The sequence below is a fragment of the Thermotoga caldifontis AZM44c09 genome (genome assembly GCF_000828655.1).
Taxonomy (GTDB): domain Bacteria; phylum Thermotogota; class Thermotogae; order Thermotogales; family DSM-5069; genus Pseudothermotoga_A; species Pseudothermotoga_A caldifontis.
In genome coordinates this window covers 679,413-702,319 of record NZ_AP014509.1, presented here as the reverse complement: position 1 = coordinate 702,319, position 22,907 = coordinate 679,413, and the positions used below count along the sequence as shown (strand labels likewise).

Genomic DNA, 22,907 nt, shown 5'->3' with positions numbered 1-22,907 from the left:
GATCACCTCATTCCGTCCTTATACCTATTATTTCGTATCTCACCTGTCCTGCCGGTGTTTTCAAACGAACTACCTCGCCGATCCTTTTGCCCAAGAGCACCCTGCCCACGGGCGAATCTACGCTCACCTTGTTCGAAAAGATGTCCGATTCCTGTGGGTTGACGAGCCTTATCGTCCTCTCTTCACCCGTGTTGAGGTTCTTGATCACCACCCAGGAGCCGATGGAGACAACATCCGACTCCGTTGATTCTATGATCTCAGCGTTGTTCAGGATCTCTTCCAGCTCAGCGATTCTGCCACTGATCCTGCCTTGCTCGTTTTTCGCCTCATCGTACTCTGCGTTTTCAGCAAGATCACCGAGCTCTCTCGCTTCCTTTATACGCTGAGAGATTTCGTACATGAGCTTATGTCTCAGACTCTCCAACTCCTGCTTGAGCGCTTCGTAACCTTCCTTAGTGAGCTTGATCACGTTCTTTTTCATGCTTTTCCCTCCTCGCTCTTTTTCAGTTCTTTCACGATTTCCAGAAATTGGTCTATTTCCCTGAAATCTTTGTAAACCGACGCAAACCTCACGTACGCGACTTGATCTATGTTCTTGAGCTTCTGCATGACCAGCTCACCGATCACCTTAGAAGGAACTTCCGTATAACCCATCTTCTGTATCGTGAGCTCGACTTCCTCCACGAGTTTCTCCAGCGTTTCGTATGGTACGGGCCTCTTCTCGCACGCTTTCAGAACCCCGTTCAAAACTTTGTTCCTATCAAAGGTCTCCCTTCTTCCATCCTTTTTAACAACGATGATCGGAAGAAGCTCATAACGCTCGTACGTTGTAAAGCGAGCGCCGCATTCCAAACATTCCCTTCTGCGTCTTATTGCCGTACCATCCAGGGTAGGTCTCGAGTCGAGAACCCTGCTGTCGGGATGTCCGCAGTACGGACATTTCATTGTACTCGCTCCCGATCCAGATTTTTAGCTATATTCATGATCTTTTTCATCCTTGAGTAAACCATCGATTTGCTCATCTTCGGTGTCATGAGCTCGCCGAGTTCCCTCAGGCTCAGATCTTCATTTTCCAGCCTCAACTTTGCGAGCTGTTTCAGCTCCTCATCCAGCGAATCTATACCTACAGTTTCCTCTATGATCCTTATGGCTTTCAACTGTTCTATCGTACTCTCACCTATTCTATCAGCATTCGCAGAAATGAAATTCATACTTCTGTTAACATCAGCCGCGATGGAACGTTGCTGAACGAGTTCCTCGATATAGCTGGCAGCCTCCACGGCGCCGATCAGGTGCAGGACTTCCACAACGTCCTGTGCTCTTCTCAACAAGAGTCGATAGGTGTGTCTGATACGTCTGATCTTTGGTTCTAAACCGAAGGTATGGCTCAGAACGTCAGCTATCTCTTCCAGAAATTTCCCATCGTGGTAGGTGAGTTCCCAGTGATACGTACGCGTGGGATTCAGAATAGAACCACAACCCAGGTAAAATCCCCTCAAGAAGGCTCCAAACATCGCGGGATCGTTCCGTTCAACCATGTTTTCCCACAGAGATTCTCTCACACCGATTTTTTCCAGGAAGCTCATTTCGAGCCTGATTTCCGCTCCCCTGGCCGGCCACAACCCTTTGCTGGAGAGAACGACCATTCGGTAATCTCCTATTGAAAGAGCCTTCAACAGCTTCAGGAACCTGCGCGCAGTTTGAATGTTCGGAAATCTGAGTAGAAGCTCTGTTCCGGAACGTGAAATGTTCAAAGAACCCCTCGCCTTGACAAAGCCGTACGCTTCACTCATCGCAAACATCTGATCTTCAACGTTCAGAGAGCAGAGTTCGTTTCGAACGAATTCGGAAAAGTTACCCGCATTCTTCATTCAGGGACCACCCCTGAGCAAATCTATCACGACCCTGGCGGTTTTGTCCGGGTCGTGCCGCGCCTTCGGCCTGGGATCGTTCGCGTCGTAAGTGACTTTCAGAAGGTCATAGAAATGGTACCTTTTGTCCACAGGGCCGCGTGGTAACACCGGTTCTGAACGCTGTTTCGCGTACGATTCCAGCACATCCTGCGATGGTGTCGCTCTGTTGGCGATGATGTGATCCAGCTCGGTCCCCAAGTACCGTTCCACCTCCAGCACATGATCTTCCAGGCTGTAACCGATGGTCTCACCAGGTTGCGTCATGATGTTCGCTATGTAGATCTTTTTCGCCCTCTCGTTGCTGCGTACAGCCTCGGTGACGCCCTCAACCAGAAGGTTGGTGATAACGCTCGTGTAGAGGCTACCTGGACCGAGCACGATCGCGTTCGCCTCAGAGATTTCCTGTATCACCTCTTCAAGGGCACGCGCTTTTTTGTCAAGGTGTACAGAAACGATCCTCGCGTCAACTTTTTTAGCTATCTCGGTTTCTCCGACAACAACGGAACCATCGCTGTATGTCGCCACCAGTCTTATGAGTTCCTCACACACTGGTAGCACCTTTCCTTCGATAGCGAGTATGTCGGAAGCGTACCGCACAGCCTTGGCGAAACTTCCAGTCATCATCGTGAGGGCCGCAAGGATTATGTTGCCAACGCTGTGCTCCGAAAGGGTGCCGTTCGTGGTGAACCTGTAAGAGAAGAGTTTGCTCATCAAACTTTCAGATTTCGCCAAGGCGATGATGTTGTTCCTCACATCACCGGGTGGAGGCACGTTGAGCTCTTGTCTGATTTTCCCGGAGCTGCCTCCCTCATCCGTGACGGCAACCACTGCGGTGAGTTGGATCCCTTTATTTTTCAAACCCTTCAAGATGGTCGAAAGGCCTGTTCCACCGCCTATGGCCACCACTTTCATTTGTTCACATCCCGATGTTCAACCTCAACCTTGAACTCGCCTGAAAGTTTCTCCGCTATCTGTTCGACAACGTAAACGGACCTGTGCCTACCGCCAGTGCAACCTACAGACACAGTCATGCTGGCTCTACCAACTTTCTCATACTGTCTGGCCGCGATCCGGATCAGGTTCACAGCGTGATCTATGTACTCGGATACGCATTCCTGGGACTGGAAGAAATCTCTGATCCTCTCATCACGACCATCCAGCGGAGCGAGTTCCGCTCGATAGTAAGGATTGGGCATGAACCGAGTATCGAGCAGAAAATCCGTGTCGGTGGGTAAACCGTACTTGAAACCGAAGCTCCTCAGTCTTATGAGGAATGTCCTTTCGAAGGCCAGCAGGCTGCTGACACGCTCACGGAGCGTTTGTATGTCCATGTCTGTGGTGTCTATGATCAGCGATACGTTCCTTATCTCTTCGAGCATTTTCCTTTCCGCATCTATGGCTTCGGATAAACTCATCTTCCCTTCCAAAGGATGCTTTCTGCGAGTCACGGAGAACCTTCTGATCAGTTCCTCCTTCGAAGCTTCCAGAAAAAGCACCGTGACAGAGCCCTCGTAGGTTCGCAACAACTTCATCACCGCGCTCGTCAGATCTCCGAACTGGGCGCTCCTCACATCGAGCACGAGGGCGACTTTGTCTATAGACGAATTCATGACGACGGTTATGAAGTCGTTCAGCAACGATGGGGGAAGGTTGTCTATGCAGAAAAAATCGAGATCTTCGAGGACTCTTATCGCTGTACTTTTGCCAGCACCGGAAAGGCCAGATACTACGACTATTCGCTTCACTCTTTTACTTCACCCCATGAAAATTCCTCGACCGTGTAAGGAAGATGCGAAAAGTACCGCTTCAGCTTCTCACAGAAAGTTTTCGCGTCAGACGTGACACAGAAGGTGACGCGCACTGCGCGATCGGTGCTTTCAGGAAAGATCTCTTTGAGCTTTTCAGCCAGAAGTTCAGCCGGGTCGAGCACCGAGATTCCATCGCAAAATTTCTCAAAAACGTGCTTGACCAGCGGGAAATGTGTGCAACCAAGAATTATCGCGTCAACTCCTTCCTTGCGAAAAGGAAACACGGCCTCGCTCACGATGCGTTCGATCTCGGTATCCGGGGCGAAAGATTCGATCGCCGTGACCAGTTCCTGACACGGACGCTGGATCACCTCAACACCCGCATCGCTCAACTTTTTATAGTAGATACCGCTCTTCACTGTCGTCACGGTCGCCAGCACACCCACTCTTCTCAAACCAGTCGGTAAATCGAAATCGAGGATGCCAAAAAAGTTCTCCCGAGGTTGAGCGTTGGAAACCATCAAAGCGGCTTGGGCCGTGTTGCACGCTGAGATCACCACATCCGCACCCCTCTTGAACAGAAAACTGACACAGTCCAGCGCGATGTCCCTGATCTCCTCGATCTTCTTCGTACCGAAGGGTGCCCGGCCCGTATCGGCGAGATACACGTACTCCGAACCTATTCCGTGCTCGGCGAGCCGCAATAGAACTGTGAGGCCACCCAACCCCGAGTCGAAAAGCCCTACCTTCAGGGAGAATCACCTCTTGTGGGGTACAAAATTCTTGAGCCTGTTGGTTATTCTCGAGATAGTTTCTTCGTAACGTATCTCGTTCAAAACCGAGTTTGCGAGCATCACTACCAAAATCTCGTCCAGACTGGCATCCGGGGAATCATTTCTGATCTGGGCAAACTGATTCTGTATCCTGTTGACCACCGCGAGCACAGCTTCTTCAGACGCGTCCGTCAACAACTCGTAAGATTTCTCACCCAGCTTGAGCGTCAGAGTCCTTTTCATGGCAATCAATTCCCCGCCATACTTATCATTTTCTGAAGCTTTTCCACCAGCGAATTCATCGTGTTCCTGTAGGTCTCCACCAGCTTTTCCAACTCTCTCTTTTCATTTTCCACCCGTTCGAGCTTGCTGAGCACCTCGTTCATCTGGCTCCAGAGCTGCTCGTTCTCCTCCTTCAAGCGTTTGTAATCTTCTAAAAGCTTATCGATGAGTTCCTCGAGTTCGGCGATCCTGTCCAAACTCGCACACCCCTCTCCAGTGTGCTTTTTCACGAATAATGATATCACAAGGAATACAAATTTTTGTCTTTCACTCGTCGTGTGATAAATTTCCTGTTGGGGTGATGGCATCTTGCTTTTGGGTGAGCACGATCTCGATGTGAGGGAACTCGTTAAAGTCGCGAGATACAACGAACAGGTGTTGCTGGCCCCGTCAACAATCGAAAGAATGAAGGCTTCAAGATGTCTCGTTGAAAGGATCGTTGGTTCGGAAAAGCCTGTGTACGGTGTGAACACCGGGTTCGGGGCGTTCGCCACCGTTAAGATACCCAAAGAGAGGTTGCTCTCATTACAGAGAAACATACTCCTGTCTCACGCCTGTGGGGTGGGGGAAGCTCTGGCAGAAGACGTGGTCCGTGCGATCATACTGACGAGGGCTCACACGCTGGCACTCGGTCATTCTGGAGTGAGACCCATCGTCGTCGAAAAGCTGTGCGAGCTTCTGAACAAATCGATCGTACCCTACGTACCATCGAAGGGATCCGTGGGCGCAAGCGGCGATCTTGCGCCTTTGGCACACATCGCGCTCGTGCTCATAGGAGAAGGGGAGGTGCTCATCAACGGCGTACCAAGACCGACCAGGGAAGTTTTGCATCTGTTCAACTTCGAACCTATCCAGCTGTTGGAGAAAGAAGGACTCAGCCTGGTGAACGGTACCCAGGCGATGTCGGCCTGTCTGGCGTTGGTCATAAACGACGCCCTCAACCTACTGCGATTCTCGACGGAAGTTGCCGCGCTCAGCGCAGATGTACTTTTTGCCTCTCCGGATGCTTACGACGAAGCTGTGGCAAAAACCAGAAGGCACCGTGGCCAGGGCATCGTGGCCAGACTTTTGCGAGAAAGGTTCGAAGGCAGCGAGCTCAGAGCTTCACATGTAGATTGTCCCAGAGTTCAGGATCCCTACTCGCTTCGCTGCATACCACAGGTTCACGGAGCGGTTCTCGACGTACTGTTTTTCGCGAAGAAGGTCGTTGAGGATGAGATAAACTCTGTGACGGACAACCCGATCGTCTACGGAGACAGACTGATCTCGCAGGGTAACTTCCATGGAGAGCCCCTCGCTCTCGCGGCGGATTTCCTGTGCATAGCCTTGACAGACCTTGGAAACATGGTCGAACGCAGGATAGACAGGCTCCTCAACCCAAAACTTAACGAGGGCTTACCCCCTTTCCTCGCCTTCGGAGAAGCCGGCGTCAATTCCGGGTTCATGATATGGCAGTACACCGCCGCCGCACTCTGCAACGAAAACAAGGTCCTGTCGCACCCTGCCTCGGTCGACACCATTCCGACGAGCGGTTTCCAGGAGGATCACGTGAGCATGGGCATGAACGCGTGTCTGAAGCTCATGAAGGTTCTCAAAAACGTCGAAACCCTGCTTTCCATCGAACTCATGTGCGCCGCGAGGGCTCTACAAGCCAGACGGCCCATGCGGTCGTCTAAGAAAAACGAAGAACTCTTTTCGCAGGTGGAGGATCTCTTGGAACCCGCTTCGGACGATACTTACTGGCAGGAATCTTTCAGGAAGATCGAACGATTCGTTGAACAAAAACTGAAAGTGGTACACACCGAGTGGTGGACGGAGTATGAATGAACCCATCTGGTACGACGATCTTGAACAGTTTCTGATGTGTCCCAGGAGATTCCAGTTAGAAAGGAACGTGATGGATGAGTCTGAGCAGATCCCAGACTCCTCACAGCTGCTCAGGCTCGGTTTCAGCGTCGAAAAACCAGTGCTCGAAGCTGAAATCTTTGGGAAAAGGTTCGTGGCGGATCCAGACCTTGCGGTACCGGAAAAGGATGGCTGGCGTTTGGTTCTGAAAAAGGATGCAAAAAATTTCAAGCAAAAATACGCGATCGAAGCAGCCTATCATGCCTACATCTTTTCCCAGCGTGGTTTTCCCGTGACGGGTGTGACCGTCACGTCTCCATACTTCGAAGTTGATCTCGACTGGCGGAACTATCTTCCAAGATTGATGTCTCTGCTCGAACTCATCACCACGACTCGCGATGAACTTTACGATCCGAAACCTTCGTCACTGTGCAAGACCTGCCCCTACGTGGTGGAGTGCAGCGAGGCTTTGATCCAGAAAAAGGATCTGATCGCAATCCACGGTCTGAACGAACGAACGAGACTGAGGCTACTCAGAGAAGGGATCGAAGATTTGCAGGATCTGGTTCAGGTCCAGAAACTGAAGGATTTTTCAAAGGAAATGCTGGAAAAACTGAAAAAGAAAGCGCAGGCGTTGCTCGAAAGACGTCCGATCCTTCTTCAACCGCTGCCCTCTTTCCCCGAGGGATTGTTTCTCGACATAGAGTCCCACGTTACAGCAGGATACGATTACCTCTTCGGAATCCTCAAGAAAGACGAGTACATACCGTTCCTGTGCGAGGACAAAGATCAGGAAGGTGTGGTTTTCAACCGAGTCCTCGATTTTCTTCTTTCAGAGAACGGGCCCATCTATCACTACTGCGCGTACGAACCAGCACATTTCAGGCAGCTCGCGGAAACCTACGGCTTAGAGAAAAAGTACCATCAGATGAAGAAACGTTTCGTGGATGTTTACCAGATCCTGTCGAGCCACGTCGCGCTTCCACTGTTCAGCTATTCCCTCAAGAGCGTGGCCCGATACTGGAATTTTGAATGGAGAACGAAATTAGACGGTTGGCGCGCGTGCAAGTACTTTCAACTGTGGCTCGTGACTAAGGAACCTTCCCTGCTCGACACGGTTCTGAAATACAACGAAGACGATGTACGCGCCACACGGCTCGTCGTCGAAAAGATGAAATCGCTGTCGTGTCAGGAGAGTGTTACAAATAAGTAAGGCAAAAGAAAACCAGTGTTGTTAGCATTTTACTGACCGGTCGGTAAAGGAGGTATCGACATGGCAACTGTTGGAGGAGTGAAAGGTTTCATATACCATCAGGCTGGAAAGCTCGTCGCTTCTGTGCTGCGCAACACGGACGAAGAGGGTCTGTACAGACTGTTTTCAACCCTCAGCGCCTTGACGAAGGAACCTTCCAAGAGTGGCTTGAAGAAACTCGCGCTCATGGCCAAGGACAAACACCCCATGATCACCAGCTGGGTCAAGGTGTTCAGACGCTCCAGTCCCAAGTGCGTTGAAAAGATCATCAACAACCTGATCATCAACGAGTTCGCGCTCGGTGAACCCATAAGACAACAGAAGATGCACGAGTACAAAGTCGTTTTACCGAAACTCGGTGTCATAAGTCCAACTTACGCGTGCAATTTGAACTGCGTCGGTTGTTATGCGGGACTCTACGGAAGAAAGTACGAGCTCACGAAAGAAGAAGTGAGCAAAGTTATAAGGGAAGGAAACGAACTCGGACTGTATTTCTGGGTCATCACCGGAGGCGAACCTTTCTACTGGCCACACCTGATGGAGATACTCGAAGAGTTCAACGACAACTACTTCCTGATCTACACGAACGGCACACTCATAACAGAAGAAGTCGCCAAGAAACTGTCTGAGCTCGGCAACGCCACGCCCGCGATATCCGTGGAAGGGTTCGAACTCGATACGGACTGGAGAAGGGGTAGAGGAGTCTTCAAGAGTGTGCTCGAAGCGTGGGAAAGGCTGAGAAGATACGGGGTACCGTTCGGTGCTTCGATAACGGCAACGAGGATGAACCACGACACGTTGATGAAAGACGAATTCTGGCAGTTCCTCGAGGAACAGCAGGTAGTGTACGCCTGGGTCTTCCAGTACATGCCCGTCGGCATGAACGCATCCATGGACTTGGTACCAACGCCGCAACAGAGGTACGAAAGGTTCTTCAAGACCGACGAGGTCAGACTCAGTGGTAGATTCGCTTTCGTTGCGGACTTCTGGAACCACGGCTTCCTGACTCACGGCTGTCTCGCCGCCGGTGCGAAGTACTTCCACGTGAATGCGAAAGGTTACGTTGAGCCCTGCGTGTTCCAGCAGTACGCCGTGGACAGCATAAGGGAAAAATCGTTGATAGAGATACTCAAATCACCGTTCTTCGAAGCTTACAAGCGCATGGTTCCGTATTCCAACAACCTGTTCAGACCGTGTCCGATCATCGACAATCCGAAGGTCTACAGGGCGATGGTCAAGCACTTCAATGCGATCCCACAGCACGAAGGTTCCGAACGCGTCGTTGAAGAGCTGGCCCCGGAGATAGACAAGCTCGCCGAAGAATGGAAAGTTTACGCCGATAAGCTCTGGTACGAGCATGGCTACGTCGATCGCTATCCTGTCAACAGGGGAATCTACAACTACGAGACGAGAATGAAGCGCTACATGAACAGAGAAGAAGCCCTGGCCGTTGACAAAACTCTGAAGTAAAAATGGAGAGTGAAGAACTTGTCCAGCGCCAGAGAGAAAATTCTGGAGGCGGCGAAAGCGGCTTTCTCTGAAAAGGGTTTCGATGGCGTGAGCATGGAAGAGATCGCCCAGCGCGCTGGCGTGCGAAAAGCCCTCATATACTACTATTTTCCGAGCAAAGAGGTGCTCTTCGAAGAAGTCTGGAACAGGGCGCTGGAAGAACTCGAGAACCACATCTTCAGAGAAGTCGAGGGCGAGAGCTACTACGTTAGAAAAATCAAGATGTTCCTGAGGGCCTACATAGATTTCGTGACGAGCAGGAAGGTTCTATCGAAGGTGATAGAAAAAGAACGAGCGAGCGTGATGGACGAATCTGGAGAAGGAGACGTCTGGAAGAGGCTCAAAAGGCGTTACGATGCTTTCCTCAACAGAGTGGCGCAGCTCATAGAGGAGGGCAAGAAGAGTGAGCTGATCAACCCGGAGCTGGACTCACAAACCACAGCCAGACTGATCACCGAGGCCCTCGTGGCTACGGCATCGTCGGGTTCCGCTGTACAGTCGATCGAATCGTTCATCCTGTCCGGACTGATGGGAAAAACAGAGTCTTAGAAGCGAGTTCTAACCACTTGATTTTTCGTTGAGTGCATGGTAGGATACTTAAAGGTACAAAGCCCCTGTAGTTCAATGGATAGAACGGCGGATTCCTAATCCGCAAATGGAGGTTCGATTCCTCCCAGGGGCACCATAGTGTGGGCCGTTAGCTCAGCAGGTAGAGCACCTGACTCTTAATCAGGGGGTCGCAGGTTCGAATCCTGCACGGCCCACCAGATGCAGAAGCGGAAGCCTTGCTTCCCACCCCGAGACTCGGTCGAAGGGGTTCAGAGCGGTACCTGAAAGAAATCAGGGAGGCGGGCTTTGCCCGCCTTTTTGTTTAAGGAGGTAGAGATTATCGAAAAAGAACAGACTTTCCTGAAAAACGAACAAATAAGGGTGCCAAAGGTCAGAGTAGTTGGACAGGATGGAAAGCAGTTAGGCATCATGCCAACTTACAAAGCTTTGGAACTCGCGAGGAGAGAAGGGCTCGATTTGGTCTTGGTTTCTCCCAACAGTGATCCACCCGTCGCGAAGATCATGGACTTCGGCAAGTACATGTACCAGCTCGCGAAGAAACAGAAGGAAGCCAAGAAAAAGCAAAAGGTTCAGGAAATCAAGCAAATGAAATTCAGAGTCAAGATCGACGAACACGATTATTTGACCAAGCTCAAGCACATCAGACGTTTCCTCGAAGAGGGCAACAAGGTCAAGGTGACCGTGATGTTCCGGGGTAGGGAGATCGCTTTTACGGAGAAAGGCGAGGAGATCCTGAAGAGAATCGCTCAGGACGTCAGCGACATAGGCGTTGTCGAAGTGGAACCCAAGCTCGAAGGTAGAGACATGTGGATGCAGATCAAGCCTAAGGAAGGGTGAAGGAGGTTGAAGTTATGGCCAAGAACAAAATGAAAACCAGCAAGACAGCCGCAAAGAGGTTTCGTGTCACAAAGAATGGGAAGATCCTTTTCAACCACGCGCGAACGAGGCACACCACAGGAAAAAGGAGAAGGTCCACTCTGCGTGAGCTGAGGAAGAAGGACGTTCTGCACAAAGGCGATGCCAAGAGAATCAAGAGACTGCTCGGTGTCTGAGGAAGGAGGTTGAACCATGAGAGTCAAGAGGGCGTTACACGCCAAGAAGAAAAGAAGGAAAATTCTGAAAGCCGTCAAGGGATTCAGAGGTGCCATCAGCAGGAGATACAAACTGGCGAAACAGCACTACGTCAGGGCGAAATGGTATTCTTTCGCTGGCAGGAAGATAAAGAAGAGAGACTTCAGAAGGATCTGGATCACGAGAATAAACATCGCCGCGAGGAAGTACGGATTGAAATACAGCGAACTGATCCACGGTTTGAGGCTGGCGAACGTGAGCATCAACAGAAAGATGCTCTCCGAACTGGCCGTCAACGACCCGGCAGCATTCGAATCCTACGTCGAACTCGCCAAGCAACATTTGAAGAAGGTCACCGCTTGAACCTTTGTGATAAAATGAACTTGGAAGGTGTTCACTCCGCAGAAGGGGAGGGTTGATGGTGGCCAGTGTGAGGATCGAAATCAACGGGAAAAGCTACGAAGTACCGGCGGACGTGACGGTCCTCGAAGCGTGCAACCGAGCCGGTGTGTACGTTCCAACGCTGTGCAATCATCCGCGTCTCGAACCGACGGGAGCCTGCCGGGTGTGTGTGATAGAAGTCGAGGGCGCCAGGAACCTGCAGCCAGCTTGCGTAACAAAGGTTCAGGATGGAATGAAGATCAAAACGAACACCTCACGCGTGACGAACGCCGTTAAGTTCAACCTCGCGCTGCTGCTGTCCCGCCATCCAAAAGATTGTATGACGTGCGACGTGAACGGCAGATGTGAGTTCCAGGATTTGATTTACCTTTACGACGTTCAAGACATCTTTCCGAGCGAGGTTAGAGCCGTTCCAAAAGATCTGAGTTCACCAGCCGTCGTGAGGGACCTGGAGAAATGCGTTGTTTGCGGTAGATGCGTCAGGGCGTGCTCGGAGCTTCAAGGAATGGATATCTACTCGATGGTCGATAGAGGTTACGAAACACTACCCCAGACAGCTTTTGAGATGCCGCTCTACGAAACGGATTGCATAGGTTGCGGTCAGTGTTCTGCGTTCTGTCCTGTCGGAGCCATCACGGAGAACGTGAATATAAGGAGAGTACTCGAAGAACTTGAAAAGCACGACAAAGTCCTCGTGGTTCAGACGGCTCCAGCAACACGCGTGGCGCTGGGTGAAGAATTCGGTATGGAAGTGGGCAGCATTTCAACCGGAAAAATGGTCGCGGCACTGAGACGACTCGGTTTCGACTACGTGTTCGACACCAACTTCGCGGCAGATTTGACCATCATGGAGGAAGGATCGGAGTTCCTCGAAAGGCTCAAGAAAGGCGGGCCGTTCCCCATGTTCACCTCGTGCTGCCCAGCGTGGATCAATCTGGCTGAAAAGCTGTACCCACAGTTTTTGAAGAACCTCTCAAGCGCGAAGTCACCACACCAGATGCTCGGTGCCGTCATCAAGTCTTATTTCGCCAAGAAGATAAACGTACCACCCGAGAAGATCTTCGTTGTATCCATAATGCCGTGCACCGCGAAGAAAGATGACATCACAAGACCACAGCACATGGTCAACGGCGTGCCGGCGGTGGACGTTGTCTTGACGACGCGCGAGCTCGGAAGATTGATAAAGATGAGAAAGATCCCATACGCTTCCTTGCCAGAGGAAAACTACGACGATCCCCTCGGTGAATCCACTGGTGCTGCGGCCATATTCGGTGCCACCGGTGGCGTGATGGAGGCCGCCCTCAGAACGGCGTACGAGCTTGGATTGGGTAAACCACTGCCCAGGATAGAGTTCACCAACGTGCGTGGCCTGGAAGGCATAAAGGAAGCCACGATCGATTTCGATGGTAAGCAACTCAAAGTGGCGGTTGCCCACGGTGGAGCAAACGTCAGGAGGCTGCTCGACAAGATAACGAGAGGAGAAGTTTACTACGACTTCGTCGAGATCATGGCTTGCCCGGGTGGATGCATCGGTGGCGGAGGTCAGCCAAAGAGCCTGGACAAAGACGTGTTGATCAAACGCATGGAAGCCATTTACACGATCGATGAAAGAAGCGTGCTGAGAAAATCCCACGAGAACCCGTCTATAAAGAAGCTCTACGAAGAGTTCTTAGAACATCCTCTCAGTCACGTTTCGCACGAACTGCTCCACACGACCTACGTCGATAGATCCAGAAAGAAGGTATCGCAAGCCGCCCAGATCTGACAGGAAAGTACTAAGAAATGAAAGAGGCGAGGTGTGTTCCTCGCCTCTTTTTGAAGGGGTGAAACCATGAGAAAGTACCTTTCGCTTTTGCTCTTAATCGCAGTCTCTGTCGGCATGGCGGTGAATGTGCTCGTACCCGTCGGCCCGACGGTGGTTGCTTTCGTTGGACTACTCGAGAAGAGAGTGGACAGCGATGTGGAACTCAAGATCGATTTCTGGAGAACGCTCGATCAGGTGAGCTCACAGATCGCGTCGAAAAACGTCGATCTGATCGTTCTGCCTGTATCGATCGGAGCCTCCCTGTACGCCAAGGGAATAGACGTAAGGCTCGCCGCGGTGACCCTCTGGAGTGGCTTCTACATCGTCACGAGAGATTTCGATCTCACAGATTTGAAAATGTTGTCAGGTCAGGAAGTCTACACGCCTCAGGGTAAGGGGCAGACGGGTGATGTGCTGATCAGATACTTTCTCGAACAAGCTGGGCTGAAGCCAGACACCGATGTCAAAATCAGATATGCCGCTCCCGCTGAAATAGTTTCGCTCATGAGCGCCGGAAAGGTCAAAATCGCTGTGCTTCCCGAACCTTATGCCACGCTTGCAGTGAAACGGGCGCAGGCACGCATCGCACAGGATCTACAGATTCTCTGGTCGAAGTACACCAACCTTCCTGCCAGAATACCCATAACCGGTGTGTTCGTGGTGAAGAATCTGGACGAAACAACACTTCGAGCCGTTCTGAAAGCGATAGAAAATTCTCTCAGATACTCTATGGAGAACAAACGTGAAGCGGCGCAACTGTCCGTCAATTACCTGGGTGGCATGCCGGCTGAGATCATCGAAGAATCCCTCGCAAGAACGCTGTACGAGTACACGCCAGCGAGCGAAGCGATGGACGAAGTGATACGCTATCTGACCGTCACACAGCAGGTGGATCCCGACGCGATGCCCACGTTGCCAGATGAGAAGTTCTTCACGTTTTAAATTCTCCCTGCTGGGAGTAGCCCTTCTCTTCTGCATCTGGTTCGTTGCATCAAAGCTCGTCTCGTCCGACCTCATTTTTCCAGGGCCACTGAAAGTGTTGGCCCGATCCTATTGGCTTTTGATCGAGGGCAAATTGCTCAGACCCGTTGGTCTCACCTTCCTCAGGGCCTTCTTCGGCATGGGTCTGGCCCTCGTCGCGGGCACAGCGCTTGGATTTCTCATGGGCATATCCGATAAGATCTACCTTCTGCTTCAGCCGCTGAACATGGTGATCAGGTCTGTCCCGATCGTTTCGTGGCTTTCAACCGTGATCCTCGCCTGGGGTATAGGATGGCGCGGTGTGGTTTTCATAGTCTTCATCTCACTTCTTCCCATCGTGACGTTCAACGTCTGCGAAGGTGTAAGGATCGTAGACAAGAAACTTCTGGAGATGGCCAGGATATACACCGTGCCGAAAATGAAAGTGTTCAAGGTCATCTACATGGGTTCCGTGTGGCCGTTCTTGCTTTCTTCTCTAAAGTTGAGCATCGGTAACATGTGGAAGGTGGCGATCGTGGCAGAATACCTCATAGGTGAAACGGGACTCGGGGTGCAGATCATGCAGGCCAAGTTCTACGTCAACACGGTCGATGTATTTTCCTACACGTTCGTGGCCGTCATCTTTGGACTGATCCTGGAAGGTCTGTTCACGTTGATCTGGGAGAGGAAACCTTTTGAAGTGCATTCTTGAACTTGAAGGGATCTTCAAAAGTTACGGAAAGCTTCCCGTACTTGGTGGAATAGATCTACAGATTTTTGAATCCGACGCAGTCGCGATCGTTGGACCGTCGGGTTGTGGCAAAACAACCCTGCTCAGAATCATCGCCGGCCTGGAACAACCTGACAGCGGAGCAATAAGAAGACATTATGCGCGCGTAGGTTTCGTCTTCCAGGAAGATCGACTGATCCCCTGGTGTGACGCTTACAGGAACCTCGAATTCGTGTGTGAAGATCGTGATAAGATACTGCAGGTACTCAAACAGGTGAAGCTCATGGGTTTTGAACATTATAAACCAGGTCAGCTGAGCGGTGGTATGAGACAGAGGTTGAACATAGCACGTGCTCTCGTCGTGGAACCGGACCTTTTATTGCTCGACGAGCCTTTCAGAAGCCTGGATACTCCCACGAAGACAAAATTGATACAGGACATCTCGTCGTTGCTGGAAAACGTGAAAATCAGCTACATCCTGGTGACACACGACATAAGGGAAGCACTGAGCCTGGCAAAGCGCATCTACGTGATGCACGGCCGGCCCGCGAAATTCGTTCATCGGATGGAACTCAGCACAAAACTGAATTTTTTCAGTCCTTCCTTCCTCGAGATTGAAAAAACGATCCTGTCGTACATGAGTGAACAGGAGGACCTTTGATGCTGAACATCCTCAGAGGCTTTTTGATAGGACTCGCAAACCTGATTCCCGGTGTGAGCGGTGCTACGATGGCTGTCATACTCGGTATCTATGAAAAGCTGATCGGAGCGGTTTCGAACCTCATGAAGTTCAGATTCACGAGAGAACAAATCTTTTTCATCGCAACCGTTGGCCTGGGGATCGTCACAGCGATATTCGTCGGTTCCATCGGTATGAAAAAACTGCTCGAAGTTTATCCCGCGGTGGCCTATGCCGTTTTCTTCGGCTTCATTCTGGGCTCGTTACCAGGATTGTTCAAAGAGATTGGAAAATTCAAAGTCATTCACTTCACGATCGGTGCGACGTTGATGATTGCCGTTGAGTTGATGTCTCGCGCGGTGCAACTTTCTCAGACTTTCCTGTTCCTGGCGGGCGTCGTTGCAGCATGTGCGATGGTTCTTCCTGGTATCAGCGGTTCTCTGGTGCTCCTGATCCTCGGTGCTTACAGTCCCGTGATTGAAGGCGTGGCGAAACTGAATCTTTCAATCGTTGTTCCGTTTGGAATTGGTGTGATCCTCGGTATAGCCCTGATGTCGATCATCATGGACTGGTTCACCAAGACATTTCCGAGCCAGACCAGAAGCTTCACGTTCGGCCTGGTCGTGGCTTCCATCTTCAAGATAGAACCTTTCACGAAGGAGCACACCGACCTTCCAAAACTGATCGCAATCCTTTCGATCGTTGCACTCACGAGCTATTCGTCTTTCAGACTTTCGAAAAGGTCTTTTTGGAAGTGATCCGTGTGCGCAAGTACTACGCCGTGAAACGTGGTAGAGTGCCGGGTGTATACGAGAACTGGGAGATTGCAAAACAACAGGTTGAAGGTTATCCAAACGCCGAATATCGCTCTTTTGCGTCGAAAGAAGATGCGCTCGCGTACCTGAAGGGTGAATCCTGGCGATGTCCGAAAATGCCTGAACGTACGATCTTCGCGTGTGTCGATGGAAGTTACAGGGACGGTGTCTGCGGTTCGGCGATCGTGCTGTGTGACGACGAAGGCCTGCACGAGTTTTATTTCTGGACAGACAAACCAGATCTTGCCACAATGAGGAACGTGGCGGGAGAGGTTCTCGCCGTGCTCTTCACGATCGATTATGCCCTCCGAAAGGGTGCAAGGCATCTCATCATCAAACATGACTTTGAGAACCTCCAGAAGTGGGCCAGCGGCGAGTACAGTGCGAAAACATCACTCACCACGATCTACGTGCAGAGTGTGAAACTCGCACAGAAAAAAGGTGTTCGCATCGATTTCGAAAAGATCGAAGCACACTCGAAAGACCCGTGCAACCAGAGGGCCGACGAACTCGCAAAGTTAGCAGTCAGTAAGAACTCAAACACCAACTGGAACTGGGAGGAGTTGAAAGATGTCTTTCGATCCGCTGACAGTCTCTGAGGAGATACAGGGATTCATCAGAAGGTTCGTTGAAACCAACAACTATCACGGTGTCGTCGTGGGTGTCAGCGGTGGAGTGGATTCCGCCGTCGTGACAGTCCTGTGTGCGAAAGCCCTCGGGGCTCAGCGCGTTTTCGGATTGATACTACCAGACCGCGACTCTTCGAGAACCAGCACGCGACTGGCCGTCGAACTCTGCGAAGAATTCGGCGTTCCACATCGTATCTTTTCAATCACACCGTTGCTCAGGAAGGTGGGAATTTACAGGATGTTTCCTCCCGCCTTCATCTTTCCGAGAAGAATTCAGGAAAACTACGTGAAGAACAAATGGAGGACACTTTCAAGAGATCCCTACCTGGACGATCTTCTGGATGCCGGTAACGCGTTTTTCAAAAAAGGTCTCGCCTACTACAGAATAAAACACAGGATCCGAATGTGCCTTCTCTACTTCGAAGCAGAAAGAAGAGGTTACGCAGTTGCAGGTTGCGTGAACAAAACCGAACTGAAGACGGGTCTGTACGTCAAGTGGGGTGACAGTGCTGCCGACTTCGAACCCATAGCACACCTTTACAAAACACAGGTTATGGAGCTCGCAAAGTTGATCGGCGTGCCACGAAAGATCGTGGAGAGGCCACCCACACCAGACCTCATACCCGGGCTGACGGATGAGTTCATCCTGGGTTTGAACTACGAAGAACTCGATCGAATACTGATGAAGTTCGAAATGAACGAGGACCTTTCGAACGAAGATCCAGGACTAGTACAGCGCGTGAAACAAATAGTTTCCGCGGCACAGCGCAGAAGAATCGCCAACGTTCGATTCACAGATTAGTGTACAGAAGAACGCCCAGAAAGCCCCCTACGAACATCAAAACGAGCGGATGGACCTTGAACCTGTTCAGCGCGAAGAAGACGAGCGCTGCGATGAGAAAGAAACGCACATCGGTGAGCCTGGAACTCGAGAGTGAGAGCAACGTAACGATCACCATGATCGTTGCGAACGCCATCAGTGCTCGAGACAACCTGGCAGAGTCCAGCTTCGTTTTCTTTCCAATCGTGAAAACAGCGACGATGGTGAGCGATGGGGCGAGCAGAAAGAAGAACGTGTTCAGCAATGCACCCAAGAAACCGAAATACTTGTAACCTACGTAAGTGGCCAGATTGAGCGCGATCGGCCCAGGCGTTATTTGGGCTATCGATACCATTTCGGTGAACTCTTCCGCAGAGAGGATCCCCACGGATATGAGTTCTTTTTTCAGTACGCCAACAACCGCCCAACCACCACCGAAAGAAAGAAAACCGATCTTCAGGAAGATGAGAGCCAACCTGAACAGACTCACAACCTCACTCCCACAGATAGAGTACAACGATGCTCACGACGAAGACCGCGTACAGCAAGTTTTTACTGACCATGAGCAGCACCACTCCAAGAGTAACTACCACAACTTTCAGAACTCCCCATCTCTGTCTTTTGAGCAGACCGAGAAGTACGTTGAAGACCAGACCCACAACTGCCGCGTAGACACCGAGCAAAAAAGCTCTGACGTACGTGTTGTTCAAAAAAGGCTTGAGTGCGCTGGCAACGGCCACGATCGCGAAGAACGGAGGCAGTGCGATCGCAACGCCAGCCAGGATGGCCCCGAGTACACCTGCCACCCTCTTGCCTGCAAGGACGGCGGTGTTGAACGCGATCGGTCCCGGCATGCTCTGTGCGGCAGACAACAGGACGAGGAATTCTTCTTTTTTCATCCAGCCCAGCCTTTCAACTTCCCACTGTATCACGGGAACCATCGCGTAACCTCCGCCGAGCGTCAGCGAGGAGACCTTCAGGAAAACCCAAAAAACTTTCAACGTGCGTTTCCACACACCATCGCTCATCGCTTCTTCAACACCACCGTTCTGGATGAACTGTCCTCTATCTTGACGAACCCATCTCCAGCGCTCAGAAAGAGTTTGCTGCCCATCCGTGCGAGCGCAGACCTCAACTTGTGTGGGGAGAATTCGACCTCGAACCTCAAAGGACATTCGAACGGCAGAATCGCCCTGTACGCCACCGTGCCGTAGCCCCCGAAAAACCTCAGGGTGTTCTTAACGCACTCAACCGTGAGGACACTCTCCCTCGGCATGAGCCATGCCGCCTTGGAAACGAACCTTTGAAAGTTTTTCGGAAGCACATAGCTTTCCCTTCTCACAAGAAAGTTTCCTATCCTAAGATCGAAAGAAGCCTGTTCTCCACACAGCTGCAGCGTGAAATCGCCCGTTCTCAGCAAAAGTGCCTCACCCAAACCGAAGTTCAGCTGGGTGTCTTTGCCGTAAATTTCGAGAGCCTTCACGATGTGCCTCGCGCTCATGTAAGGAAAAGAAAAAACGAATTCTTTGACGGTCTCTCCCTTTAACTGAGTGAGACAGAGTAGTGTGCGTGTGGAGGCAAAGAGCAACAACTCTTTCTGAAACGTACCGAAAAGGGCGAAATCTCCTTCTTCGAGCGGTGACGTCACGAAGTCCAGCGCGCGGTTGAAGCTGGCCACGTTTGACCGGGCCACGGTTTCGTGCTCAACCGGGACCTGTTTATCCCTCCTCGCCGCGAGCCTGATCCTCAGAGCTTCGCTTGCGGAACTGAGCACGATTTCATCTTCCGTCAGTACCAAGTTTAGAAATTCACCACTCTCACCGACCAGGAAACCCTTCAACAGCCTCAGCGGTATGGCGATTTCACCTTCGAACGGTTCACAGCTTCCCACCCTCATCCAACCGTGCAGACAGCCATCGGTTGCGCGTACGACGAGGCCTTCCTGGTAAGAAAAATAGACGTTTCCGAAACTGTATTCGGACGATCCAATCAGTTTATCGCAGAACCTCAGCCAGAAAGAGAGCAGTGGTAGTTCCACAGTCGCTCTCATCTCTTCACCGTCTTCACTATCACGTCGATCAGGTCTTCAAAACTCATTCCCGCCGCACGTGCAGACGCTGGCATGTCACTCAGATCCGTCATACCGGGTATCGTGTTGATCTCCAGAAAGTAGAACGTGCCGTCCTTCAGGATTCCGTCTATCCTTGCAAAACCTCTGCACTCACACGCCCTGAAGGCCTTCAAACAGGAATCACAGACCGCTCTGTACTCCTCCTCCGTCAGTGGGGCGGGAAGGATGAACTCTGTCATGTTCGGCGTGTACTTGGCTATGTAGTCGTAGAACCTGCGCTTCGGCCTCAACTCGAGTATCGGAAGTATTCTCAGTTCACCATCCATTTCTATCACAGATACCGTGAGCTCTCTACCATTTATGTATCGTTGCAGGATCATCTCACCATAGAGCTCCAGTTCCGTTTTCAAACTCTCTTCGAGTTCCTCTGGACCGTCGCATATGTGCACGCCTATACTCGAACCCTCCTTGCGGGGCTTCACCACGCAAGGAAAACCGAAGGGAGATTCCCTCGTGGGCCTGTCGACGACGACGTAATCCGGAACCGGAACGAACTTTTCCACGACCCTGTAGGTCATCAACTTGTCGAAGCACAGAGCGCTCGCCAGCACCCCCGAGCCGGTGTAAGGCACCCCAAGCCAGTCGAGGAGAGCCTGAACTGTGCCGTCTTCACCGAACTTACCATGGAGCGCTATGAAGACCAGATCGAACCCTTTCAGCGTGGGTAGCACTTGAAGAAAGTTCTCTCCAACGTCTATCGGAGTCACCTCATGACCGAGCTTTCTCAGGGCTTTAACAACGTTCTCACCGCTCCTCAGAGAGATCTCTCGCTCTCTGGATACACCACCCATCAGGACTGCGATCTTCAACTTTCTGCTCCCTCCCCAGGTTTTTGAAACGTCTTTCTGCACTTCTGACAGTACAACCTTTCTGAGGAGCGGATTTTTCTGTAATGTAACCTTTCACCGCAATCTGGGCACGACTCTTGTGAAGGTTCGAGCCAGCTCACGTAATCGCAGTCTGGATTGGTACATTTGAAAAAGCTCTTTTTGTTCTTACTCACCTTTTTCTCGACCGCAGAACCGCATTTTGGACAGCTGCCCCTCGCAAAGTCTTTGTAGTTCTTACCACATTTGGGACAGTGGTAGTAAGCGCCGTACTTGCCGCTGGTTCTTTTCAGTTCTCCTCCACAGTTCGGACACGTGTAGCTTCTGCTTTCCTCCTGATCGGTGAAATACATCACGTTTCCGTCCATCACTGCTGGACTTTCCAGCTCGACGGAAGACGTTTTCCCGCACGAAGGACACGACAAGTACAGTCCGAAACGTCCAACCCTCAGTGAGAACTTCCGGCCACACTCACAGTCAACGTTCGTCTGGATATCTATGGAGAGCCACTCTCTTTCAGCCTTCGTGAACTGCTCGGAGAACTCCTCGTAGAATTCGTTCAACACCTGCTTGTAATCCTTTTCACCCCTTTCGATAGCATCGAGCGCTTCCTCCATCCTCGCAGTGAAGTCGAGGTCCACTATTTTCGGAAATCTCTGCTCCATGTAATGGTTGACGACGAATCCCAAAACAGTTGGAACCAGCTCCTTCGACTTCTTCACGACGTACTTTCGTTCGAGCAATGTGGAGATGATCGTCGCGTACGTGCTCGGCCTCCCGATGCCCCTCGCTTCCAGTGCCCTGACCATCGAAGATTCTGTATACCTGGCTGGGGGCTTCGTTTCGTCCTGTTCGATGTTCCACTTGGTCACCTTGAAGGTTTCTCCTTCGAGGGGTTCTACGTGTTCTTCCTTTCTGTTCATGACCGCTTCGAAGCCTTCGAAGATCCTTCTCTCCATCTTCGCTTCAAAGCCGTACCTGCCAGATTCGAACATGTAGATCGTTTCCTCGTAAACTGCTGGAGCCATCTGTGAGGCGACGAACCTTTCCCAAATGAGCCTGTACAGCTTCAGGAGATCTTTATCCAGAAGTTTCTGGGCCTTTTCCGGTGTGAGTTCGACGTCGACGGGCCTGATCGCCTCGTGTGCGTCCTGGACGTTTGGCTTCCTCTGCTCCGTCCTGAATTCACCGAGGTAACGCTCCCCGAAATTCTTCTTGATGAATTTCTCAGCCTGATCTCTCGCGTACTCGGAAATGCGTGTTGAATCGGTTCTCATGTACGTTATGAAGGCTCTGTGGCCCTCGGGCGTCTCCACACCTTCGTAGAGCATCTGGGCGAGCTGCATCGTTTTTGCCACGGAAAAACCGAATCTGTTGGCCGCTTCTTGTTGAAGGGTGCTCGTTATGAAAGGCAAGGGAGGCTTTTTCTCAACGGTTCTGACCTTTTTCTGCACGAGCTTCAGTTCTTTGACTTCGCGTTGTATCTGCCGGGCGAGAGCTTCATCCACCTGTTGCATTTCTATCTTTTTCCCATCCACGTGGGTCAGATAGAACCTCAAAGAACCTATGTATCCCTGCACCTTCCAGAAACGTTTCGGGACGAACCTGTGACGCTGAACTTCACGCTCACAGACGAGCTTTAGCGCTGCAGACTGGACTCTTCCCGCGCTGGAACTGGTCCTGAGAAGCTTCCACAGCAGCGGGCTGACTTTGTAACCAACGATGCGATCGAGGATACGGCGGGCAAGTTGCGCGTGGACCTTCTTCATGTCTATGAATCTTGGAGACTTGACGGCAGACCTTATCGTCTGCGGGGTGATCTCGCTGAACACGATCCTGTTCTTTTTGTTCAGAATGTTGAGTATGTTTGCGAGGTGCCAGGCGATCGCCTCACCTTCCCGGTCCATGTCGGAAGCGAGGTAGACTTCTTTGTTCTTCGTCCTTTCGATGATTTCTTCCACAACTTTCTCTTTTCCGTCTATGATCTGAAAAGTTGGCTCGAAGTTTTCGATGTCGACACCGAACTCTTTCTCGGGAAGGTCACGCACGTGCCCTCTGGAAGATATTACTTCGTACTCTCCACCGAGGATCTCTTTTATGGTTTTTGCCTTCGCTGGGGATTCAACGATTATGACCTTTTTCGCCAT

General features: G+C 51.3%; 27 protein-coding genes and 2 tRNA genes. 16 read left to right on the top strand and 13 right to left on the bottom strand.

Going from position 1 to position 22,907, the window contains the following annotated elements:
- Positions 1-7 precede the first annotated feature (7 nt).
- The 8 genes from greA to TSP01S_RS03380 are packed head-to-tail and all read right to left on the bottom strand — an operon-like array spanning position 8 to position 4,913.
- Positions 8-481, bottom strand: a complete 474-nt coding sequence (gene greA, locus TSP01S_RS03415) for a transcription elongation factor GreA (RefSeq protein WP_041076477.1) — start codon at positions 479-481, stop codon at positions 8-10.
- Positions 478-945 carry a transcriptional regulator NrdR gene (gene nrdR, locus TSP01S_RS03410; RefSeq protein WP_041076475.1) on the bottom strand — a complete coding sequence of 156 codons (468 nt, stop codon included), beginning with the start codon at positions 943-945 and terminating at the stop codon, positions 478-480. Before nrdR ends, greA begins: the two co-directional genes overlap by 4 nt.
- Positions 942-1,871 (bottom strand): DNA-binding protein WhiA, encoded by a 930-nt coding sequence (whiA, locus tag TSP01S_RS03405; RefSeq protein ID WP_041076474.1) that lies wholly within the window; start codon positions 1,869-1,871, stop codon positions 942-944. The genes nrdR and whiA overlap by 4 nt, the downstream gene beginning before the upstream one ends.
- Positions 1,872-2,825 carry a gluconeogenesis factor YvcK family protein gene (locus TSP01S_RS03400; protein WP_041076472.1) on the bottom strand — a complete coding sequence of 318 codons (954 nt, stop codon included), beginning with the start codon at positions 2,823-2,825 and terminating at the stop codon, positions 1,872-1,874.
- Positions 2,822-3,658 carry an RNase adapter RapZ gene (gene rapZ, locus TSP01S_RS03395; protein WP_041076470.1) on the bottom strand — a complete coding sequence of 279 codons (837 nt, stop codon included), beginning with the start codon at positions 3,656-3,658 and terminating at the stop codon, positions 2,822-2,824. Before rapZ ends, TSP01S_RS03400 begins: the two co-directional genes overlap by 4 nt.
- Positions 3,655-4,365, bottom strand: a complete 711-nt coding sequence (locus TSP01S_RS03390; RefSeq protein WP_231848601.1) for a glutamate racemase — start codon at positions 4,363-4,365, stop codon at positions 3,655-3,657. Before TSP01S_RS03390 ends, rapZ begins: the two co-directional genes overlap by 4 nt.
- A 54-nt stretch (positions 4,366-4,419) precedes the next feature.
- Positions 4,420-4,677 (bottom strand): cell division protein ZapA, encoded by a 258-nt coding sequence (gene zapA / locus TSP01S_RS03385; RefSeq protein WP_041076467.1) that lies wholly within the window; start codon positions 4,675-4,677, stop codon positions 4,420-4,422.
- A gap of 5 nt (positions 4,678-4,682) precedes the next feature.
- Positions 4,683-4,913, bottom strand: coding sequence for a hypothetical protein (locus tag TSP01S_RS03380; RefSeq protein ID WP_041076465.1), 231 nt, complete (start codon positions 4,911-4,913; stop codon positions 4,683-4,685).
- 112 nt (positions 4,914-5,025) lie between these two features.
- On the opposite strand from TSP01S_RS03380, the gene hutH reads away from it, so the two are divergent.
- The 16 genes from hutH to nadE all read left to right on the top strand — a co-directional run bounded on the left by hutH (position 5,026) and on the right by nadE (position 17,784).
- On the top strand, positions 5,026-6,543 hold the full coding sequence (gene hutH / locus TSP01S_RS03375; protein WP_144380624.1) for a histidine ammonia-lyase: 1,518 nt from the start codon (positions 5,026-5,028) through the stop codon (positions 6,541-6,543).
- Complete coding sequence (locus TSP01S_RS03370; protein ID WP_041076461.1) at positions 6,536-7,774, top strand: TM0106 family RecB-like putative nuclease; 1,239 nt, start codon at positions 6,536-6,538, stop codon at positions 7,772-7,774. Before hutH ends, TSP01S_RS03370 begins: the two co-directional genes overlap by 8 nt.
- 60 nt (positions 7,775-7,834) lie before the next feature.
- Positions 7,835-9,283, top strand: coding sequence for a radical SAM protein (locus tag TSP01S_RS03365; protein WP_041076459.1), 1,449 nt, complete (start codon positions 7,835-7,837; stop codon positions 9,281-9,283).
- 18 nt (positions 9,284-9,301) lie between these two features.
- On the top strand, positions 9,302-9,871 hold the full coding sequence (locus TSP01S_RS03360; RefSeq protein WP_041076457.1) for a TetR/AcrR family transcriptional regulator: 570 nt from the start codon (positions 9,302-9,304) through the stop codon (positions 9,869-9,871).
- 61 nt (positions 9,872-9,932) lie between these two features.
- Positions 9,933-10,007, top strand: a tRNA-Arg gene (locus tag TSP01S_RS03355).
- A gap of 6 nt (positions 10,008-10,013) precedes the next feature.
- Positions 10,014-10,089, top strand: a tRNA-Lys gene (locus tag TSP01S_RS03350).
- An 88-nt stretch (positions 10,090-10,177) separates the two neighbouring features.
- Positions 10,178-10,729 carry a translation initiation factor IF-3 gene (infC, locus tag TSP01S_RS03345; protein WP_082021637.1) on the top strand — a complete coding sequence of 184 codons (552 nt, stop codon included), beginning with the start codon at positions 10,178-10,180 and terminating at the stop codon, positions 10,727-10,729.
- Positions 10,730-10,743: 14 nt separating this feature from the next.
- Positions 10,744-10,944: a 50S ribosomal protein L35 gene (gene rpmI / locus TSP01S_RS03340; RefSeq protein ID WP_041076455.1), complete on the top strand. Its 201-nt coding sequence runs from the start codon at positions 10,744-10,746 to the stop codon at positions 10,942-10,944.
- Between the two features lie 16 nt (positions 10,945-10,960).
- Positions 10,961-11,326, top strand: coding sequence for a 50S ribosomal protein L20 (gene rplT / locus TSP01S_RS03335; protein WP_041076453.1), 366 nt, complete (start codon positions 10,961-10,963; stop codon positions 11,324-11,326).
- Between the two features lie 55 nt (positions 11,327-11,381).
- The gene (locus TSP01S_RS03330; RefSeq protein WP_041076451.1) at positions 11,382-13,130 is read left to right on the top strand and encodes an NADH-dependent [FeFe] hydrogenase, group A6; all 1,749 of its coding nucleotides are present in this window, start codon (positions 11,382-11,384) and stop codon (positions 13,128-13,130) included.
- Positions 13,131-13,196: 66 nt separating this feature from the next.
- Positions 13,197-14,111: an ABC transporter substrate-binding protein gene (locus TSP01S_RS03325; protein ID WP_041076449.1), complete on the top strand. Its 915-nt coding sequence runs from the start codon at positions 13,197-13,199 to the stop codon at positions 14,109-14,111.
- Between the two features lie 94 nt (positions 14,112-14,205).
- The gene (locus TSP01S_RS03320; protein WP_231848600.1) at positions 14,206-14,841 is read left to right on the top strand and encodes an ABC transporter permease; all 636 of its coding nucleotides are present in this window, start codon (positions 14,206-14,208) and stop codon (positions 14,839-14,841) included.
- Entirely contained in the window at positions 14,825-15,520 is a 696-nt protein-coding gene (locus TSP01S_RS03315; RefSeq protein ID WP_041076445.1) for an ABC transporter ATP-binding protein, read from the top strand. Before TSP01S_RS03320 ends, TSP01S_RS03315 begins: the two co-directional genes overlap by 17 nt.
- Positions 15,520-16,296, top strand: a complete 777-nt coding sequence (locus TSP01S_RS03310) for a DUF368 domain-containing protein (protein WP_041076443.1) — start codon at positions 15,520-15,522, stop codon at positions 16,294-16,296. The genes TSP01S_RS03315 and TSP01S_RS03310 overlap by 1 nt, the downstream gene beginning before the upstream one ends.
- A gap of 5 nt (positions 16,297-16,301) precedes the next feature.
- On the top strand, positions 16,302-16,952 hold the full coding sequence (locus TSP01S_RS03305) for a ribonuclease H1 domain-containing protein (RefSeq protein ID WP_041076441.1): 651 nt from the start codon (positions 16,302-16,304) through the stop codon (positions 16,950-16,952).
- Positions 16,924-17,784, top strand: coding sequence for an NAD(+) synthase (gene nadE / locus TSP01S_RS03300; RefSeq protein ID WP_041076439.1), 861 nt, complete (start codon positions 16,924-16,926; stop codon positions 17,782-17,784). The genes TSP01S_RS03305 and nadE overlap by 29 nt, the downstream gene beginning before the upstream one ends.
- Here the strand turns inward: nadE and TSP01S_RS03295 are convergent.
- From TSP01S_RS03295 to topA, 5 genes are read right to left on the bottom strand one after another with little or no spacing between them, the layout of a single operon-like run.
- Positions 17,774-18,292, bottom strand: coding sequence for a chromate transporter (locus TSP01S_RS03295; RefSeq protein ID WP_231848599.1), 519 nt, complete (start codon positions 18,290-18,292; stop codon positions 17,774-17,776). The genes nadE and TSP01S_RS03295 overlap by 11 nt on opposite strands.
- A gap of 4 nt (positions 18,293-18,296) precedes the next feature.
- Positions 18,297-18,803 carry a chromate transporter gene (locus TSP01S_RS03290; RefSeq protein WP_231848598.1) on the bottom strand — a complete coding sequence of 169 codons (507 nt, stop codon included), beginning with the start codon at positions 18,801-18,803 and terminating at the stop codon, positions 18,297-18,299.
- Between the two features lie 23 nt (positions 18,804-18,826).
- The gene (locus TSP01S_RS03285) at positions 18,827-19,852 is read right to left on the bottom strand and encodes a hypothetical protein (protein WP_041076436.1); all 1,026 of its coding nucleotides are present in this window, start codon (positions 19,850-19,852) and stop codon (positions 18,827-18,829) included.
- Positions 19,849-20,742, bottom strand: coding sequence for a D-alanine--D-alanine ligase (locus TSP01S_RS03280; protein WP_041076435.1), 894 nt, complete (start codon positions 20,740-20,742; stop codon positions 19,849-19,851). Before TSP01S_RS03280 ends, TSP01S_RS03285 begins: the two co-directional genes overlap by 4 nt.
- The gene (gene topA, locus TSP01S_RS03275; RefSeq protein WP_041076433.1) at positions 20,739-22,907 is read right to left on the bottom strand and encodes a type I DNA topoisomerase; all 2,169 of its coding nucleotides are present in this window, start codon (positions 22,905-22,907) and stop codon (positions 20,739-20,741) included. Before topA ends, TSP01S_RS03280 begins: the two co-directional genes overlap by 4 nt.